Source organism: Arthrobacter sp. AOP29-A2-19, assembly GCF_058138025.1.
The window spans coordinates 1,448,900-1,464,291 of sequence record NZ_CM176894.1 but is presented as its reverse complement, the minus strand read 5'-3'; the positions used below and the strand labels follow the sequence as shown (position 1 = coordinate 1,464,291).

The 15,392-nt window shown below is 70.0% G+C and carries 11 protein-coding genes; 10 read left to right on the top strand and 1 reads right to left on the bottom strand.

Annotated features, from left to right (window positions below; translation table 11 throughout):
• Positions 1-17 precede the first annotated feature (17 nt).
• The 8 genes from AC3ZJJ_RS06665 (at position 18) to AC3ZJJ_RS06630 (ending at position 9,994) form a co-directional block, all read left to right on the top strand.
• Positions 18-4,202, top strand: a complete 4,185-nt coding sequence (locus AC3ZJJ_RS06665; RefSeq protein WP_489894735.1) for an nSTAND1 domain-containing NTPase — start codon at positions 18-20, stop codon at positions 4,200-4,202.
• A gap of 182 nt (positions 4,203-4,384) precedes the next feature.
• The gene (locus tag AC3ZJJ_RS06660) at positions 4,385-5,557 is read left to right on the top strand and encodes a patatin-like phospholipase family protein (protein WP_489894733.1); all 1,173 of its coding nucleotides are present in this window, start codon (positions 4,385-4,387) and stop codon (positions 5,555-5,557) included.
• Positions 5,558-5,570: 13 nt separating this feature from the next.
• Positions 5,571-5,960 (top strand): hypothetical protein, encoded by a 390-nt coding sequence (locus AC3ZJJ_RS06655; RefSeq protein WP_489894731.1) that lies wholly within the window; start codon positions 5,571-5,573, stop codon positions 5,958-5,960.
• Positions 5,961-6,089: 129 nt separating this feature from the next.
• Entirely contained in the window at positions 6,090-6,515 is a 426-nt protein-coding gene (locus tag AC3ZJJ_RS06650) for a hypothetical protein (protein ID WP_489894729.1), read from the top strand.
• 58 nt (positions 6,516-6,573) lie between these two features.
• On the top strand, positions 6,574-6,963 hold the full coding sequence (locus AC3ZJJ_RS06645; protein WP_489894727.1) for an SHOCT domain-containing protein: 390 nt from the start codon (positions 6,574-6,576) through the stop codon (positions 6,961-6,963).
• Between the two features lie 91 nt (positions 6,964-7,054).
• Positions 7,055-7,672: a hypothetical protein gene (locus AC3ZJJ_RS06640; protein ID WP_489894725.1), complete on the top strand. Its 618-nt coding sequence runs from the start codon at positions 7,055-7,057 to the stop codon at positions 7,670-7,672.
• Complete coding sequence (locus AC3ZJJ_RS06635; RefSeq protein ID WP_489894723.1) at positions 7,665-8,873, top strand: cation:proton antiporter; 1,209 nt, start codon at positions 7,665-7,667, stop codon at positions 8,871-8,873. Before AC3ZJJ_RS06640 ends, AC3ZJJ_RS06635 begins: the two co-directional genes overlap by 8 nt.
• Positions 8,874-8,977: 104 nt before the next feature.
• On the top strand, positions 8,978-9,994 hold the full coding sequence (locus AC3ZJJ_RS06630) for an AI-2E family transporter (protein WP_489894721.1): 1,017 nt from the start codon (positions 8,978-8,980) through the stop codon (positions 9,992-9,994).
• 38 nt (positions 9,995-10,032) lie between these two features.
• Here AC3ZJJ_RS06630 and AC3ZJJ_RS06625 read toward each other — a convergent pair whose 3' ends face one another.
• A complete protein-coding gene (locus AC3ZJJ_RS06625) occupies positions 10,033-11,310 on the bottom strand; it encodes an ion channel protein (RefSeq protein WP_489894719.1) in 1,278 nt (425 codons plus the stop codon).
• A gap of 191 nt (positions 11,311-11,501) precedes the next feature.
• On the opposite strand from AC3ZJJ_RS06625, the gene AC3ZJJ_RS06620 reads away from it, so the two are divergent.
• On the top strand, positions 11,502-12,683 hold the full coding sequence (locus tag AC3ZJJ_RS06620; RefSeq protein ID WP_489894717.1) for an AI-2E family transporter: 1,182 nt from the start codon (positions 11,502-11,504) through the stop codon (positions 12,681-12,683).
• A complete protein-coding gene (locus AC3ZJJ_RS06615) occupies positions 12,680-15,382 on the top strand; it encodes a helix-turn-helix transcriptional regulator (RefSeq protein WP_489894715.1) in 2,703 nt (900 codons plus the stop codon). The genes AC3ZJJ_RS06620 and AC3ZJJ_RS06615 overlap by 4 nt, the downstream gene beginning before the upstream one ends.
• The last annotated feature ends 10 nt before the right edge of the window (positions 15,383-15,392 follow it).

Sequence of the window (15,392 nt, the reverse complement as noted above, 5' to 3'; positions counted from 1 at the left end):
TTCTCGGGAGCGGACCCGTGTCCCGCATCTTCCTGAGCCACTCGAGCCGGAACTCCGCCGAGGCGATTGCGCTGAAGCGCTGGCTCGTGCAGCGGGAGCCGGGCCTGGCCAAGGAGATCTTCCTCGATCTCGATCGCGACACCGGGATCGCCCCCGGCGAGCGGTGGAAGCGTGCGCTACGCCAGGCCAACGAGCGGTGCGAGGCGGTCATCTGCCTGCTGTCCACCCATTGGGAGAGCTCGAGCGAGTGCCTGGCCGAATACCGGACTGCGGAGAACCTCGGCAAGCTGATCCTGTGCGCCCGGCTCGAGCCGCTGAGGAAGGAGGGGATCACGGGGGAATGGCAACGATGCGACCTGTTCGGCGACGGTCCCACGACGACGGTTCCCGCCGGGGAGGAGGGCCCTCCGGTCGTCTTCCTGACCGACGGGCTCCGGCGGCTGCACCGGGGATTGCTGCGGGCGGGCATCGGCGCGGACAAGTTCGCGTGGCCTCCGCCGGACGATCCGGAGCGGTCGCCCTATCGGGGGTGGGAACCGCTGGAGGAGGAAGACGCGGCAGTCTTCTTTGGACGTGACGCGCAAATGGTGCGCGGCTTGGACGCTTTGCGGGGCATGCGGGCATCGGCCGTGGAATCGCTCTTCGTGATCCTGGGCCCGTCCGGCGCCGGCAAGTCCTCGTTCCTGCGGGCGGGCCTCCTGCCGCGCCTGCGGAGGGACGACAGGCACTTCCTGGTGTCGAGGATCGTGCGCCCGGGACGCGACGTGTTGACCGGCGAGCTCGGGCTCGCCCGCGCCGTCCACGACCTGCGGGACGAACTGGGGCTGGACTACCCTGCCCTCGGCGAGATCAAGGACGCCTGCCTGCGCGCGGACGCGGACCTCCTGGCACACTGGTTGGCCGAAGCGCGGCGGACCGCCACGGCGCGCCTCCTCGACGAGGCGGAAGATCTTCCGTTGCCCACGGTGGTGCTTCCGCTGGACCAGGCGGAGGAGCTTTTCGGTGCCGACGCCGGGCCGCAGGCGCCGCGCTTCCTGGAGCTGCTCGCCCACCTGCTCGGCCAAGCGGACGGGTCCGCGCCCGGGATGATCGCGGCATGCACGATCCGCACGGACTTCTACGGCTCGCTGCAGTCGGCCCCCCAACTGGCGCGCCTGAAGAGCAAGGTCTTCGACGAGCTCCGGCCCATGCCGCCGGCCAACTTCAAGGAAGTCATCCAGGGTCCCGCGGCGCGGGCGAGCGCGGCCGGACGCCCCTTGACGATCCGGGCGGACCTGGTGGAGCGGCTCCTGCGGGACAGTGCGCATGGCGCGGACAGTCTGCCGCTGCTCTCGCTGAGCCTCGCCCTGTTGTATGAGGACTACGGCGACACGGGCGAGCTCACGCTGGCGGAGTACGAGTCGATGGGCGGCATGGACCGCGTTGTCCAGACCCAGATCGACTCTGTCCTGGCCAGGGACCCGGCGCTGCGGCAGTCCCAGCTGGACCGCCTGCGCGCGGCGTTCATTCCGTGGCTGGCAACGATCAACGCGGACAACGACCAGCCCATGCGCCGCGTCGCCCGGTTGTCGGACCTGCCCGCGGCGGCACACATGGAAATCGACGCCCTAGTGGCCAAACGGCTGTTGGTGCAGGACGAGCGCGACGGCGAAGTCCTCGTCGAGGTCGCCTTGGAAAGCCTTCTTCGCCAGTGGGGGGACCTGGCCGGTTGGCTCGCCGCAGAGCGGGAAGACCTTAAAGAGGCCGACAACCTGGAGCGGGCGGCGGACGCCTGGGTGCGCAACGACCGCAACTCCGCCTGGCTCTTGGAGGGCCAACGCCTCGGCAGTGCCGAGCGGCTGGCGTCGAAGCAGGGATTTCGGGACCGGCTGTCCCGCACCGTGGAATTCCTCTCCGCGTCCCGGGCCCGGGAAAACAAGCGCATCGCGGACGAACGAACGCGCCGCGACGCGGAACTCGCCGCGGCACGGGAGAAGCAGCAGGTGGCCGAAGACCACGCGGCCGCGCTGCGCCGGCGCTCCCACGTGCTCAGGGCCGTCCTGGCCGCGACGGTCGTCATCGCCCTCGCGGCCATCTTCGGCTTCGTTCAGGCCTCCCGGGCCCAGCGCCTGGCCGACGACCGGGCCCGCGTGGCAACGGCCTTGCAGCTTGCCGCCGAGGGCCAGGCAATGCTTGCGGGTGCCAGGCCGGGCGGTGAGCTGCTGGGCATGCAGCAGATGCTGGTGGGCCAGGCCGTCAAGCGCACCCCGCAGGGCGATCGGGCCATCGCCAGCGCGGTCGTGACGCAGCGCGACGTTCACAAGATGATCGAGGTTGGCTCGCCCGTGCGGAGCGTGGTGTTCAACCCGGACGGAAGGCTCGCCGCCGCGGGCGACGCGGGCGGCCTGGTGTGGCTATGGGACTCCGAGACCGGCCAGCCGGTCGGGCCCCCGCTGTCCGGGCACGGCGATGCCGTGAACTCGGTGGCCTTCAGTCCCGACGGGCGGCGGATTGCGACCGCCAGCGACGACGGCACGGTGCGGCTCTGGGACGCCCGCACCGGGCAACCGGCGGGCGAGGCGCTGACCGGACACGACGGAGCGGTGAACTCGGTGGCGTTCGCCCCGGACGGTCGCCGCATCGCCTCGGCAGGCGACGACCAAACCATCCGGCTGTGGGAGACGGGCACCGGGCGGCCGGCGGCCGGGCCGCTCACCGGGCACCGGGGCGCGGTGAACGCCGTCGCGCTGAGCCCGGGGGGCCGACTGATCGCCTCCGGCGGCGAGGACGGGACGGTGCGGTTGTGGGACGCCACCACCGGACGACCCGTCGCTCCGCCGATGGGCGGCCACGACGGAGAAGTGAACGCGGTCGCCTTCAACCCCGGCGGTCGGCTGGTCGCCTCCGCCGGCGACGACCGCACCGTGCGCCTGTGGGACGCGGACACGGCCCGCTCCGCGGGGGAACCGCTGACGGCGCACAAGAACTGGGTCCTGGATGTCGCCTTCAGCCCCGACGGACGCCGGCTAGTCTCCAGCAGCGCGGACTACACATTGGTCATCTGGGACACGCTGGCGCGACGGCCCATCGGAGAGCCGCTGACGGGGCACGGACAGGAAGTGTTCAGCGGGGCCTTCAGCCCGGACGGCCGGCGCATCGCCTCAGGCATGGGTGACGGCACGGTACGGCTGTGGGACGCGGAGGCCGCCGTGCCCATCGAACACGGGGCGTGGGTCTTCAGCGTCGCCACCGGCGGCTCCGGCTGGCTCATCGCCTCCGGCGGCGGCAACGGGACCGTGCGCCTGTGGGATGCCGATACCGGCGAGGCCGTGGGCGGGCCGCTGGAAGGGCGCAACGGCGGGGCGAACTCGGTGGCGTTCGCCCCGGACGGCCGACTGCTGGCCTCCGCCGGCGGGGACGGCACCGTCCGGTTGTGGGATCCCGGAACCCGCCGCCCCGTCGGCGAACCGATAGTGGGGCACGAGGGGCCGGTGAACTCGGTGGCGTTCGCCCCGGACGGCCGACTGCTGGCCTCCGCCGGCGGGGACGGCACCGTCCGGTTGTGGGATCCCGGAACCCGCCGCCCCGTCGGCGAACCGATAGTGGGGCACGAGGGGCCGGTGAACTCGGTGGCGTTCGCCCCGGACGGCCGACTGCTGGCCTCCGCCGGCGGGGACGGCACCGTCCGGTTGTGGGATCCCGGCACCCGCCGCCCCGTCGGCGAACCCCTGACGGGGCACAACGGGCCGGTGAACTCCGTGGCGTTCGCCCCCGACGGCCGGACCATCGCTTCCGGCGGGGCGGACAAGACGGTGCGGCTGTGGTCCGCGGAGACACGTCGGCAACTGGGTGACCCGCTGTCCGGGCACGAGGCGGCCGTCAACTCGGTGGCGTTCGGGCCGGACGGCCAGCGGGTCGCCTCCGGTGGAGACGACCGGACGGTGCGGATGTGGGGCACGGGCGACGGCACGGCCATCGGCGATCCGCTGGTCGGGCACTGGGACGTGGTGAACGGCGTCGCGTTCACCGCGGACAGCCTCCGAATCGTCTCCGGCAGCCGGGACGGCGGCGTCCGCACCTGGCCCGCGCCCTTGGACTGGGCCGAGGCCCTGTGCGCCAAGCTCAGCCGCAATCCCAGCCATGAACAGTGGCGGGCATGGGTTCCGCGGGACCTCGAGTACACCGCCGTCTGTCCGGATCTGCCCGTGCCGCCTGCCGGGTAATCGCCGGGCCGCGATATTGACGGCGGGCCCGGCGGACGGGAACATATGAGAAACCACGGGGCTGCCCCGGTGACGAGCCCGGTGCACCCGGCGCGACGCCGTTCCGACCGCGCCGGCAACCAGCCAATTTCGCGTTCGTGGCCCGGGACCGCGACGTCCGTGCGGGATGGGAAGTGCGAGGGATGGCATTCCAGGAACTCACCCGCGACGACCACTTCCGCAACGACGGCCGCCCGAAACGCATCCTAGCCCTCGATGGCGGGGGCCTGCGCGGAATCCTGAGCCTAGGGATCCTCGAGAGGATCGAGGGACTGCTCCGGCAGCGGCATGGCGGAAGCACGGACTTCCGCCTGTGCCACTACTTCGACTTGATGGCCGGGACGTCCACCGGCGCCATCATCGCGGCCGCGCTGGCGCAGGGCTGGAGCGTCGCCGAACTGCGCGACAAGTACTTGGGCCTGGGGCAACGCGTGTTCAGCAGGAGCCTCTTCCGGCAGGGTCTCCTGCGGGCCAAATACGACCAGCGGGGCCTGAACGCGGAGCTGAGGGAGGTCTTCGGGGCGGACACGACACTGGGCAGCCCCCGCCTGCTGACGGGTCTGCTGGTGGTCACCAAACGCCTGGACACCGGTAGCGTGTGGCCGTTGGGGAACAACCCCCGCGGCAAGTACTTTGCCGCGGATCCCCAGGGAGGCGGCCCCAATGGCGACTACCCGCTGTGGGAGGTGGTGCGCGCCTCGACGGCGGCGCCGTCCTACTTCGAGCCCGAGGCCATCACCATCGCGGGTGCCGCCGGGCGGCGGCCCGTGGTGGGCAACTTCGTCGACGGGGGAGTCAGCCCGTTCAACGACCCGTCCTTCTTGGCCTTTATGTACTGCACGCTGGAGGGGTACAGGGTCGGCTGGCCCACCGGGAGCGACAGGCTGCTGCTGGTGTCGATCGGCACCGGACGGGGCGATCCGGCGGTCAAGAGGTCGAACATCGCGGTCAGCCATGCGGTGCGGGCGCTGGCGTCCCTGCTGCAGGACTGCGCCGCGCAGCAGCGGGCCATCCTGCAATGGATGTCCGAGAGTCCGACGGCGGCCACCATCGACCGGGAACTCGGCGACCTGCGCGGCGACCACGTGCCTGGCGGACCGCTGCTGACCTACCTGCGTTACGACGCCGACCTGCGTCGGGAGAGCGTCCTCGCCCTGGACGAGTCCTTGGCCGACGCCGACGGGATCGAATCCCTGAGCAGGATGGACGCCCCCGAGAACATGTTGTTGCTGCACCGCCTGGGGATGCTGGTCGGCGAGCGCGACGTGGATCCCCGACACTTCAGACCGGTGTTCGACCGGCAGCCCGCCTCCTGATCGGATGGGGACCATGCCCGAGCGCAAGCGCTACCGCCCACGGCCGGACCGGTGCGTCGTCGCCGTGCCGCTGCGGTTGGATACCCCTGGGTTCAGTTACCGCAAGTGGGGTGCCGAGCAGCACTGCAAGGCCGGCGACTGGCTGGTGGACGACGACGGCGACATCCACACCGTCGATTCCGGCGTCTTCGCGGCCACCTACCGCAAGGTTCGCCAGGGCCTGTACTCGAAGGCCACACCTGTGTGGGCCTACGCCGCGCGCGAGCCGGGCAGCATCGCGACCAAGGAGGGCCGCACCCACTACGGCAGGGGCGAATACGTGGTCTCCAACAACGAGGACGGCACGGATGCCTACGCCGTGGGCGCGGCCAAGTTCGAGGCCTCCTACGAACCGGACGAGTGACCGGCCCTTGACGGTGAAGATCATCCCGTCCGGGTGACGCGGCGGCGAACCCGATGGCCGGACACTGCTGGGGTACAAGCAACCGGGGCCGCTCGAGGTGCCCGGTTGGCGGTCCAATGAAGGAGTCCCATGCGTCGCACACACCAAACTTCCGTGGGCACCGCGGCCGTCGCCCTGGCGGTGGCCGCACTGGCCCTGAACGCCTGCAGCCCGCCGAGCCCGCAAGAGAACGTCTCGCAGGCCTGCGCGGCGGCCGAGTCGCTCGCCGCCTCGGTGGAGCAGTTCCGCTCCACGCTGTCGGCCGACGCCACGATCGAGCAGGTCCGCTCGGCGCGGGACGACGTGGTCGCCTCCTACGACGCCCTGGTTGCGGAGGCCCAGGACGTCGCCCAAGACCGAAAGGACGAACTCGAGACGAACGTCGAGGAGTTCCAGTCCGCCGTCGACGACGTGCCCGACGACACCAAGCTGCCGGATGCCGTCGAGTCGCTGCGCAACGAGTCGGCCGACGTCGGAACGGCCCTGGACGGCCTCGAGGCCGAACTTCAGTGCTGAACGCCTCCGCGACGGCGCGCCCCGGGATCGGGGCGCGCCGCCCAAGGGAAGGAAAACAATGCAAATCTGGACCAGCATTTGGGACTTCTTCTGGTTCCTCATCTGGATGTACGCCTTCATCGCCTTCCTGACGCTGCTCTTCTCGGTGGTCGCGGACCTGTTCCGGGACCGCGCGCTGAGTGGTTGGTTCAAGGCGATCTGGCTCATCTTCCTGGTGTTCGTCCCGTTCATTTCCGTCCTCGTGTACCTCATAGCGAGGGGGGACGGCATGGCCGCCCGCGGGCAGAGGCTGGCCAGCGAACGCCAGGACGCGCAGGCCGCGTACATCCGCTCGCTCTCGGGGACCAGCCTCAGCGACGAGATCGCCAAGGCGCGCGCCCTGCTCGACGCCGGGACCATCAGCGCGGAGGAGTACGCGCTCATCAAGGAGCGGGCACTCGCCGCATAGCGGTACCCGGCGGAGGTCCCTCCTATCCGGGCGCGGTGTGGCGCGGGCGGAAACTTCCGAGCTCGGCTAGCTGGGGAAGGGGTGCTATGGCATGTCTCCGCGCGAGCAGGAACGAACGGGGGTGGGGCCGCCCCGCGCGCAGGGAGTCGTGGCGGTGGGCATGTGCGTGGCCATATGGTGGCCCTCTTTCACCCTGGGGGCCTGGGGCAGGCTGTTCTTTGAGCAGATCCTGACCGTGTGGGCCGCCGCGACGGCGGCGTTGCTCGTCGTCGTGTTCCGCCGCGACGGCGGGCGGCGCCGCATGCGCGAGGGCGCGGCGCTGCTCCTGCCCACCCTGTGGCTGGTTCTGGCCATCGCCGGTGAGGACGACGGAGGCCCACTCGACGTGCTCACCGACGTGCTGGGGAGTGCCGTCGCCGTGCTGGGGATACCGGCCACCATGTGGGTTCTCGCCCGCATCGTGTGGCCCGAGCTGGGCGCGGACCTCACACTCGGACGACGCGCACTGGTGGTCGCCGCCGTGCTTTTCATCGCCGTCGCCGCCTACGCGCTCGGAGTGAACCACGGGTCGTTCCTGACCTGCGAGGACTTCACCGTCAGCGGCAATTCGGAGCCCGATGGCTGCACACCGGAGCCCGGCGGCCAACCGGCGGGTTACCTGCATTCCCCGACCCTCCCCAATCCAGACTCGCGAGGACACCATGGTTGAGGACCTCGGTTCACTCGTCGTGATCAGTGCGGTCGCGGTCGCCGCGCCGGTTATGGCGCGCGTGACCGGACGAGTCGCACCAATCCCCATTGTCGTCTTCGAAATCCTCCTCGGGATCGCCGTGGGCCCCAGCCTGCTGGGATGGGCGACCCCGGGCGAGCACATCGAACTGCTGTCGGAGTTCGGCCTGGCGATGCTCTTCTTCATGGCCGGCAGCGAGATCGACTTCGCGCTGATCAGGGGACGCCCGCTGCGGCGGGCGAGCATCGGATGGGTCGGCTCGCTCGTCCTGGGCGTGGGCTTGGGGTTGCTCCTGTTTCCACCCGTGGAAACGGGAATCATCGTCGGTATCGCCCTCACAACGACGGCGTTGGGAACGATCATGCCGGTGCTTCGCGATGCCGGACTGCTCTCGCGCGACTTCGGCACATCGGCAATCGCGGTGGGCGCCGCCGGGGAATTCGGGCCGCTCCTGGCGATCTCGCTGTTCCTCAGCTCGCGGCGGCCGGCGGAGGCGCTCGTTGTTGTCGTCGTCTTCACCGGGATCATCGTGGCGGCGATCGTCTTGGCCGGTCGCCGACGCCACGAAGCCCTGCACGGGCTGGTCACGGCCACGCTGCACACGAGCGGTCAGTTCGCGGTCAGGATCGCCCTGCTGGTCATCATCGCGCTCGTCGCCTTGAGCATTGTGATGGGGCTGGACATGCTGCTCGGCGCCTTCGCCGCCGGCGTGCTGGCCCGCGTGGTGCTTCGCGGGGCGAGCGACGCGGACCGCCACCTCGTCGAATCCAAGCTCGAAGCCCTGGCCTTCGGCTTCCTGGTGCCCATTTTCTTCGTCACCACCGGCGTCACCTTCGACGTCGCGGCCTTGGCGAGTTCGGCGTCGACGCTGCTCCTGGTGCCGGTCTTCGCCGCCGCGCTGCTGATGGTGCGCGGGGTGCCCGGTTCGTTCGCAGCCCCGCCCGGGGCCTCGGCCCGGGTGCGCCTGTCACTTGGACTCTTCGGCGCCACGGCGCTGGCCCTCATCGTCGCCGTCACTGACATCGGCGTCGCGGAAGGTGCCCTCGGCCATGCGACGGCGTCGGCGCTCGTCGGGGCCGGCATGCTGTCGTGCCTCGTCTTCCCCCTGGTCGGGCTCAGCCTTTTGACACGCGGCCTACCGCGGGACGGTCCGTCCGTCGGCGCCGTCGAGGGCGACTGAAGCCCGCAGTGGCCGGGCCCATCCAACGGCTTGGCCGTCCGCCTTTCGCGCCAAAAGGCGGGGGGCGGGCGGAAAGAACGGGGGATTCCCGTTCTCCCTTCAGGGTGGGCTTCGCCGAGGCGCTGGGCGCCATCGTGGCCATCGGGTTGGCTCTGGCATTGGCGGCGTTGTCCGACGTCGTCTTCGACGTCGTCGCCGCGTTGTTCATCGCCCTGTGGCTCGATCCCGTGGTCAGGCGGCTGGCGCGGACGGGCCTCTCGAGGGCGCGGGCCACCCTCGTCGTCACCATGTGTTTCGCCATCATCGCCGGGACGCTGTTCGTCTTCTTCGTGCCCTTCGCGCTGCGGCAGGCCGCGGCCCTGGTGCGCGCCTTGCCCGGCAGCCTCACCGAGCTGTCCAACGAGCCCTGGGTACGCAGCGTGGACGCGGCAACCGGCGGCGGCGCCGACGCCGCGCTTGGTTGGATCGGCGAGCAAGTGGCCCAGCCGTCGTTTTGGGCACACGCGGCGGGGGGAGCGCTGGCGCTGGGACGCGGCGCGCTCGATGTTGTGGCCTCGGCGTGGCTGATCACCGCCCTTACACTCTGTTTCCTGCTTTCACTCAAGGTGATAAAGCGCGGCTTCTATTCCACGGTCGGCGCCTCGAAGCGGCGCACGGCGATCTACCTGACCGAGCGGATCACGGGCTCCATCGGCCGCTACCTGGGCGGGATGGTTGTGCTGGCCGTCTGCAACGCGGTGTTCAGCCTGATACTGCTCACGGCGACCCGCGTCCCCCACGCCGGGGCCATCGCCTTGGCCAGGTTGTTCATCACGATGATTCCCTTGATCGGCACAGCCATCACCACGTGCTTCATGACGCTGTTCGCCTTCCTGAGCTCGCCGGCCGCCGGATGGATCGTACTGATGGCGATGCTGGTGTACATGCAGAACGAGGCCCACGTGCTGGCGCCGAAGGTATTCGGCAAGGCACTCCGGCTGCCGGGCGCGATAGTCCTGGTGTCCGCGACCGCCGGCGGCGCGCTCCTGGGTGTTGCCGGGGCACTGGCCGCAATTCCCGTGGCCGCCGCCTTGGCCCTGGTGCCCCGTTATGTGGTGGTGCCGCGGAGAAACGCCCAATGACGGCCCCGGTCCGCCGCCGTCGGGGGAATCGGGGCTCCCTAGACGGTGGCACCCGGAATCCGGGCAGCGTCCGGCGCGTAGACCATCATTTTCGGGGCGCGTGCCACCAGCACCCAGACCGGAAGCACCACCAGGCAAAGCACTTGCACAAGTGTGATGTCGCCGACCACTATGACGGCAATGAAGAGTGCGATCCAGCCGTCGCGGCACTCCGCGAGCACGGAGCCGAGGGTCCCGCACGCAATGGCCAGGCCGAGCGGAACACCGGGAGCGACCCCTGCGGCCAACAGGCCGACGGCGACCCCGATGAACACCGCCGGGAAGATCCTGCCGCCGCGGAAGCCGGCGGTTGCCGCCACGAGCAGGGCCGCGAGCTTGACGACGACGATGAACAGCAGTTGCGCCGGCGTGTATTCCTCCGCCCGCCGGACGAGTTCCACCATTTGCTCCCCGCCCTTGAAGAGCGTGAGGGGGCCGCCGAGCGCCCCGAGGAGTCCCAGGGCCATGCCCCCGATGGTGGTGTAGACCAACGGACTCTTGAGTCGCCGGAAAAGCCTGTGCATCGGCCGGAACACCAGCCCCCCGGCCAGTATGACCAGGGCGGCGGCGCAAGCGACGACGACGCCGACGACCAGGTGGGACGGCTGCGGCGCCCCCAGCGGGGGAATCCCCGTGGTCCCGAACTGGGGGCCGTCGAGCAGCCGCATGGTGAGGGAACCGGAGGCCGCGGCCAGGAGGGGCAGGAAGAGCCGGTCCCACAGGGCGCCGCCGGTCTTGGCGGCGGCGACGACGCCCGTGAAGACAAGCGCCGCGGCAATGGGGGTGCCGAACAACGCCCCGATGGTTCCGGCCGCGGCCGTCATCACCACGAGTTCCACTCCGACGTTGGGCCAGAACCCGGCGACAAGGGCGACGAGCAGGGCCGTGTTGATCGCGATGATCGGCGACTCGGGGCCGAGGCTGACACCACCGGCGAGCACGAGCACTGTCACAAGCACGAGCCCGGGCACAGCGGCGAGTGCCAGTGGAGGTGCGACCAGCTCGACGGTCGCGGAATCGCGCCCCCCATGGCCCGGGACGTAGGTGAGAACGAGTCCGACGGCCAGACCGACCACGCTCAGGACGCCGAAGATCCACCAGCCCGAATCCGGCGACACACCCGATGCGCCCGGCAGGTCCACCCACAGCCAGTGCCCAAGGAGGTGGGCCGCCTCGTCAACCAGGTACAGGCCGAGGGCAGAGACGACTCCCACGACGATCGCCGGCAGCGACAATTCGAGCAGCGTCCGGATCGATGGTTCCCCTTGTCCGCCCACAACTGCCATTCTCCTCGGCGGGCCGGATCCCAAATCACCCTTCACGGGTGATCCGGTCGGGGTAAGGGGCGGGGGACAGTGGGCAGAGGATGCAGCCCCAGACACTGGAAGCGCCGCGGCCGTGGCGAGCCAGGCAGATTCCCGTTCGAGAGCGGCCAGGCGTCCCGATGGCGGAGACGGATCGAGTCAGCATGAGTGAGGACAGCGGCAAGAGCCTCGACGGGTCCGCCGCGGGTTTTCTGGTCAGCGATGGTCCCGTTGCGCCCCCGGCGCCCGTGCGGGTCGCCGAACACCCCGAGGCGCCGCGGACCTCCGTGCACGCACGTCCGTCCGGCAGCGTCCGTTCGCCGTTCTCCACGGGTTTCACGGTGACCATGGGCTCTCTTCTGGCCTTGGGATTGGCCCTGTCGCTGGCGGTGATGTCCGGCGTCGTTTTCGACGTCTGCGCAGCGATGTTCATCGCGCTGTCGTTGAACCCCCTCGTCAACCTGCTGGTGCGCGGCGGCCTGTCCAGAGGGAGGGCGATTTTCGTCGTAGCCGTGGGGTTCGGCCTGCTCGCCGGGATGGTGCTGCTGCTGGTGCTGCCTCCAGTGCTTGCCCAGGCCGTGGAGTTCGCGCGCATGTTGCCCGGCAGCCTGTCCAGGCTGGCCGACCATCCGTCCGTGCAGGGTGTCAACGCGGCGACGAACGGCGGGGCGGACGCGGTCATCGTGTGGCTCGGCAGCCTCGTTGGCCAACCGTCGTTCTGGGGATCGGTTGCGGGCGGGGCGCTGGCCCTGGGTGGGGGACTCGCCGGGTGGGTGTCATCAGGGTTCTTCACGGCGGTGCTCACCCTGTATTTCCTCGCCTCCCTGAAGAGCATCAAGAGGGGCTTCTACTCCCTGGTCAGCGCCTCGAAGCGCCGCACGACCATCTACCTCACGGAAAAAATCACAGACTCCATCGGGCGCTACCTCGGCGGAATGGTGGTGCTGTCCGCGATCAACGCGGGCTTCAGCCTTGTCCTCCTGACGCTCACCCGCGTCCCCTTTGCCGGGATGATCTCCTTCGCCGCGTTCTTCATCACGTTGATACCGCTCATCGGCACGGTCGTCACAACAATCCTGATGACCCTCCTCGCCCTGCTGAGCTCGCCCACGGCCGCCCTGATCGTGCTGTTGGCGATGCTGGTGTACATGCAGGTCGAGGCCTACGTCTTTACGCCGAAGGCCATGGGGAAGGCCCTGCACATCCCGGGTGCCACGGTGTTGATCTCGGCGACGGCCGGGGCGGTGCTCATGGGATTTGCCGGGGCACTAATCGCCAACCCGGTGGCGGCAGCGTTGACCCTCATCGTCAGACACGTCGTGGTTCCACGGCGCAACGCCCAATGACCGGCTCCGGGCGCCGGGACCCGAACCCGGTGGCGGCGCACAACCCGGGTCCCGTGGCGGCGGGGCTGGGCGAAGCGCCGTCCTTCGCGGCGCCGACCGCGCCGCATGTGAAGATCCGCGCCCCCGAGGGCCAATTCGGGACTTTGCGACGCCGCCGGCTGGAAGAGGCCGTAGCCTTCGCCGACGGTTCCCACCGGACGACCGTGGTCTCCGCACCCGCCGGCTACGGCAAGACGACGCTCCTCGGCGACTGGTCGCGCGGCAGCGACGTGGCCTGCGCATGGCTGACCTTGGACCCGTCCGACTCCGACCCCGGCAACCTGTACCGCTGGATCGTCGCGTCTTTGCAGACGACGGCGGCGAACCTCCCCGGACCCGCCCGCGGCGCGCTGATGGGGCTCGACCCCCGCCAGGGGGACGATCCGCCGGAGGCCTACCGCCGCGTCGCACGGGCCCTCGAGTCGCTGTCCGAACCCATGGCCCTGGTCATCGACGACGTGCACCTGGGCGGATCCGACCTGGACGGTGGACTTCTGGGGACACTCGTCGCTTCAGGGCCCGCCCGGTTGCACTTGGTCCTAGCTTCGCGTGGCGACCCCGCGCTGTCCCTCGCCGCCCATCGAATCCACGGAACCGTCACGGACATTCGGGCCGACGCCCTCGGCTTCACGCGTGAGGAAACGTGCGACCTGATGTCGATGCACGGATTCGACGGTGAGGCGGAAGGCGCGGGGCTGTGGGGTGCGACGGCGGGCTGGCCCGTGGCAATCACGGAGGGCCTGGTTCTCCGGGGGGACGGGTCCGCCCCCGCAGACGCGTTTTCGCCCGAGCCGCGCCGGGCATTCCTCGAATACGTCGCCGAGGAGGTGCTGGCGCGCTGTCCCGATTCGATCGCTGACTTCGTCCTGAGGGCGACCACGAGGGACACCGTTGGCCGCCAGTTGGCCATCGCGCTGCAGGGGGACGCGGAGGGTTCGATGCTCCTCGAACACTGCCTTCGCCATGGCTTCTTTCTGCAAGAGGAACGTGTCGACCACGCGGAGGCCACGTATCGCTGGCAGCCGCTCTTCGCCACGGCCTGCCGCGCCATCGTTTCCCAGCGTGACCCGCTGTTCGGGGAGGAACTCCATCGCAGGGCGGCGCGCCACTATCGGGACGTGGACGTGCGCACCTGCGTGGCCGAGGCCCTGCTGGGCCGGGAACCCAAAACGGCGGTGAGGTCGATCGGGGAACACTGGCTCGAGATGGTCTTTTCGGGTGCGACGGAGCAACTGGAGGAGCTCTGCGTCGGCCTGCCGTTCCCGTGGAGCGAGGACCCGGAAATCCTGCAGGTCCGGTCGGCCTGCCGTGCCCTCGCGGGGGACCAGGCAATGGCCGACGCGCTGGGGCGACGCGCGTCGGCGGCCATGGGTGGGCTTGGCGCGGCGCGGCACCGCCGCCTCGAGGTCAACCACGACCTTTTCGAGCTCTTTGTGCTTGGCGGCGTTGATCCCGCCGCGGCCTCCCGTGCGGGAATGCAGCTGGTCGACCGGGCCACGGAACACCCCACCGCCACGCTGGCGAGCGGGCTCTTTCTTTTGGGCCGCGCCGAGTCGCGGTCCGCGCGTCCCGGAAGAGACTCGGCCGACCTGCTGCAGGCGGCGACGGCGGCGGGCAGGGCCAACGGCCTGATCACGGTCGAGGTTTGCGCGGCCGCGGAGCTCGCCTTGGCATACTCGCTCAATGGTGACTTCGCGGCGGCCGAGGAACAAGGCACAGTGGCACTCGACCAGGCGCGGGCAGTTTCCTGGCCCTGCCGCGAACGTATCGCCCCGGTATGGGTGGCACGCGGCATGGCGGGCTACTGGCAGGACGATCTGGGACGCGCCGACCTCGAACTCGCCGAGGTCATGGATCTCGGGAGCGACCCTTTCCCGGCGGACTCGCTACCCATGGTCTACAGGGTCCTTGTGGACTGCGCGTCGGGAGATCCTGCCCGGATCGCGGCGTCGGCCCTGGCGCTGGAGGCGTTTGACAGGCAAGGGTCCCACGATGCGGCGTGGCCGGCCTTGGGGGCCGTCGCCGCCGCAAAGCTGCGCGAGGCGGTGGGCGATATCGCGGGGGCCGCGGTCATTGTCCGTCCACTCGCCAAGGGAGGCGTCTCCCCGCTGACAGATGCGCTGGTGGCCGAACTGCTACGGAAGGCGGGGGAGCCCGAGAAGGCGCTGGTGTGCGCGGAAGCACTCGCAGGGCAGCAGAACGCACCATACATAGAAGCCAGCGGGGCGCTGACAGAGGCGCTCATCGCCCACTCGGCCGGGGATCCGGCCGCTGCCCACGAGCGGCTCGAGTACGCGGTCCAACGCGCCGAGCCCGAATCCATTCTGCGCCCGTTCGTCGAGCGCAGGAGCGACCTGCTTCAACTTCTGGTCCAGCACGCGGCCTGGGGCACGGCCCACGACGCCTTCGTTGCTTCGACCTTGGCGCAGCATCCGCCGGAGCACGTGCAACGCCGGCAACACATCTCCTGGACGCTTTCCGAGCGGGAGCGGGAGATCCTCTCCTACATGCGGTCCATGTTGACCGCCGCGGAGATCGCCGACACGCTTTTCATCTCCGTCAACACCCTGAAGACCCACCAGCGGTCCATCTACCGCAAGCTCGGCGTGACCAGCCGACGTTCGGCGGTACGGATCGCCGCCGCACGCGGACTCATCTGACGTCAACGTA

What these genes read in the sequence shown, in the direction of transcription:
- AC3ZJJ_RS06660 (WP_489894733.1), top strand. Translation starts at nt 4,385, where the DNA reads ATGGCATTCCAGGAACTCACCCGCGACGACCACTTCCGCAACGACGGC.
- AC3ZJJ_RS06645 (WP_489894727.1), top strand. Translation starts at nt 6,574, where the DNA reads ATGCAAATCTGGACCAGCATTTGGGACTTCTTCTGGTTCCTCATCTGG.
- AC3ZJJ_RS06650 (WP_489894729.1), top strand. Translation starts at nt 6,090, where the DNA reads ATGCGTCGCACACACCAAACTTCCGTGGGCACCGCGGCCGTCGCCCTG.
- AC3ZJJ_RS06620 (WP_489894717.1), top strand. Translation starts at nt 11,502, where the DNA reads ATGAGTGAGGACAGCGGCAAGAGCCTCGACGGGTCCGCCGCGGGTTTT.
- AC3ZJJ_RS06655 (WP_489894731.1), top strand. Translation starts at nt 5,571, where the DNA reads ATGCCCGAGCGCAAGCGCTACCGCCCACGGCCGGACCGGTGCGTCGTC.
- AC3ZJJ_RS06640 (WP_489894725.1), top strand. Translation starts at nt 7,055, where the DNA reads ATGTCTCCGCGCGAGCAGGAACGAACGGGGGTGGGGCCGCCCCGCGCG.
- AC3ZJJ_RS06615 (WP_489894715.1), top strand. Translation starts at nt 12,680, where the DNA reads ATGACCGGCTCCGGGCGCCGGGACCCGAACCCGGTGGCGGCGCACAAC.
- AC3ZJJ_RS06635 (WP_489894723.1), top strand. Translation starts at nt 7,665, where the DNA reads ATGGTTGAGGACCTCGGTTCACTCGTCGTGATCAGTGCGGTCGCGGTC.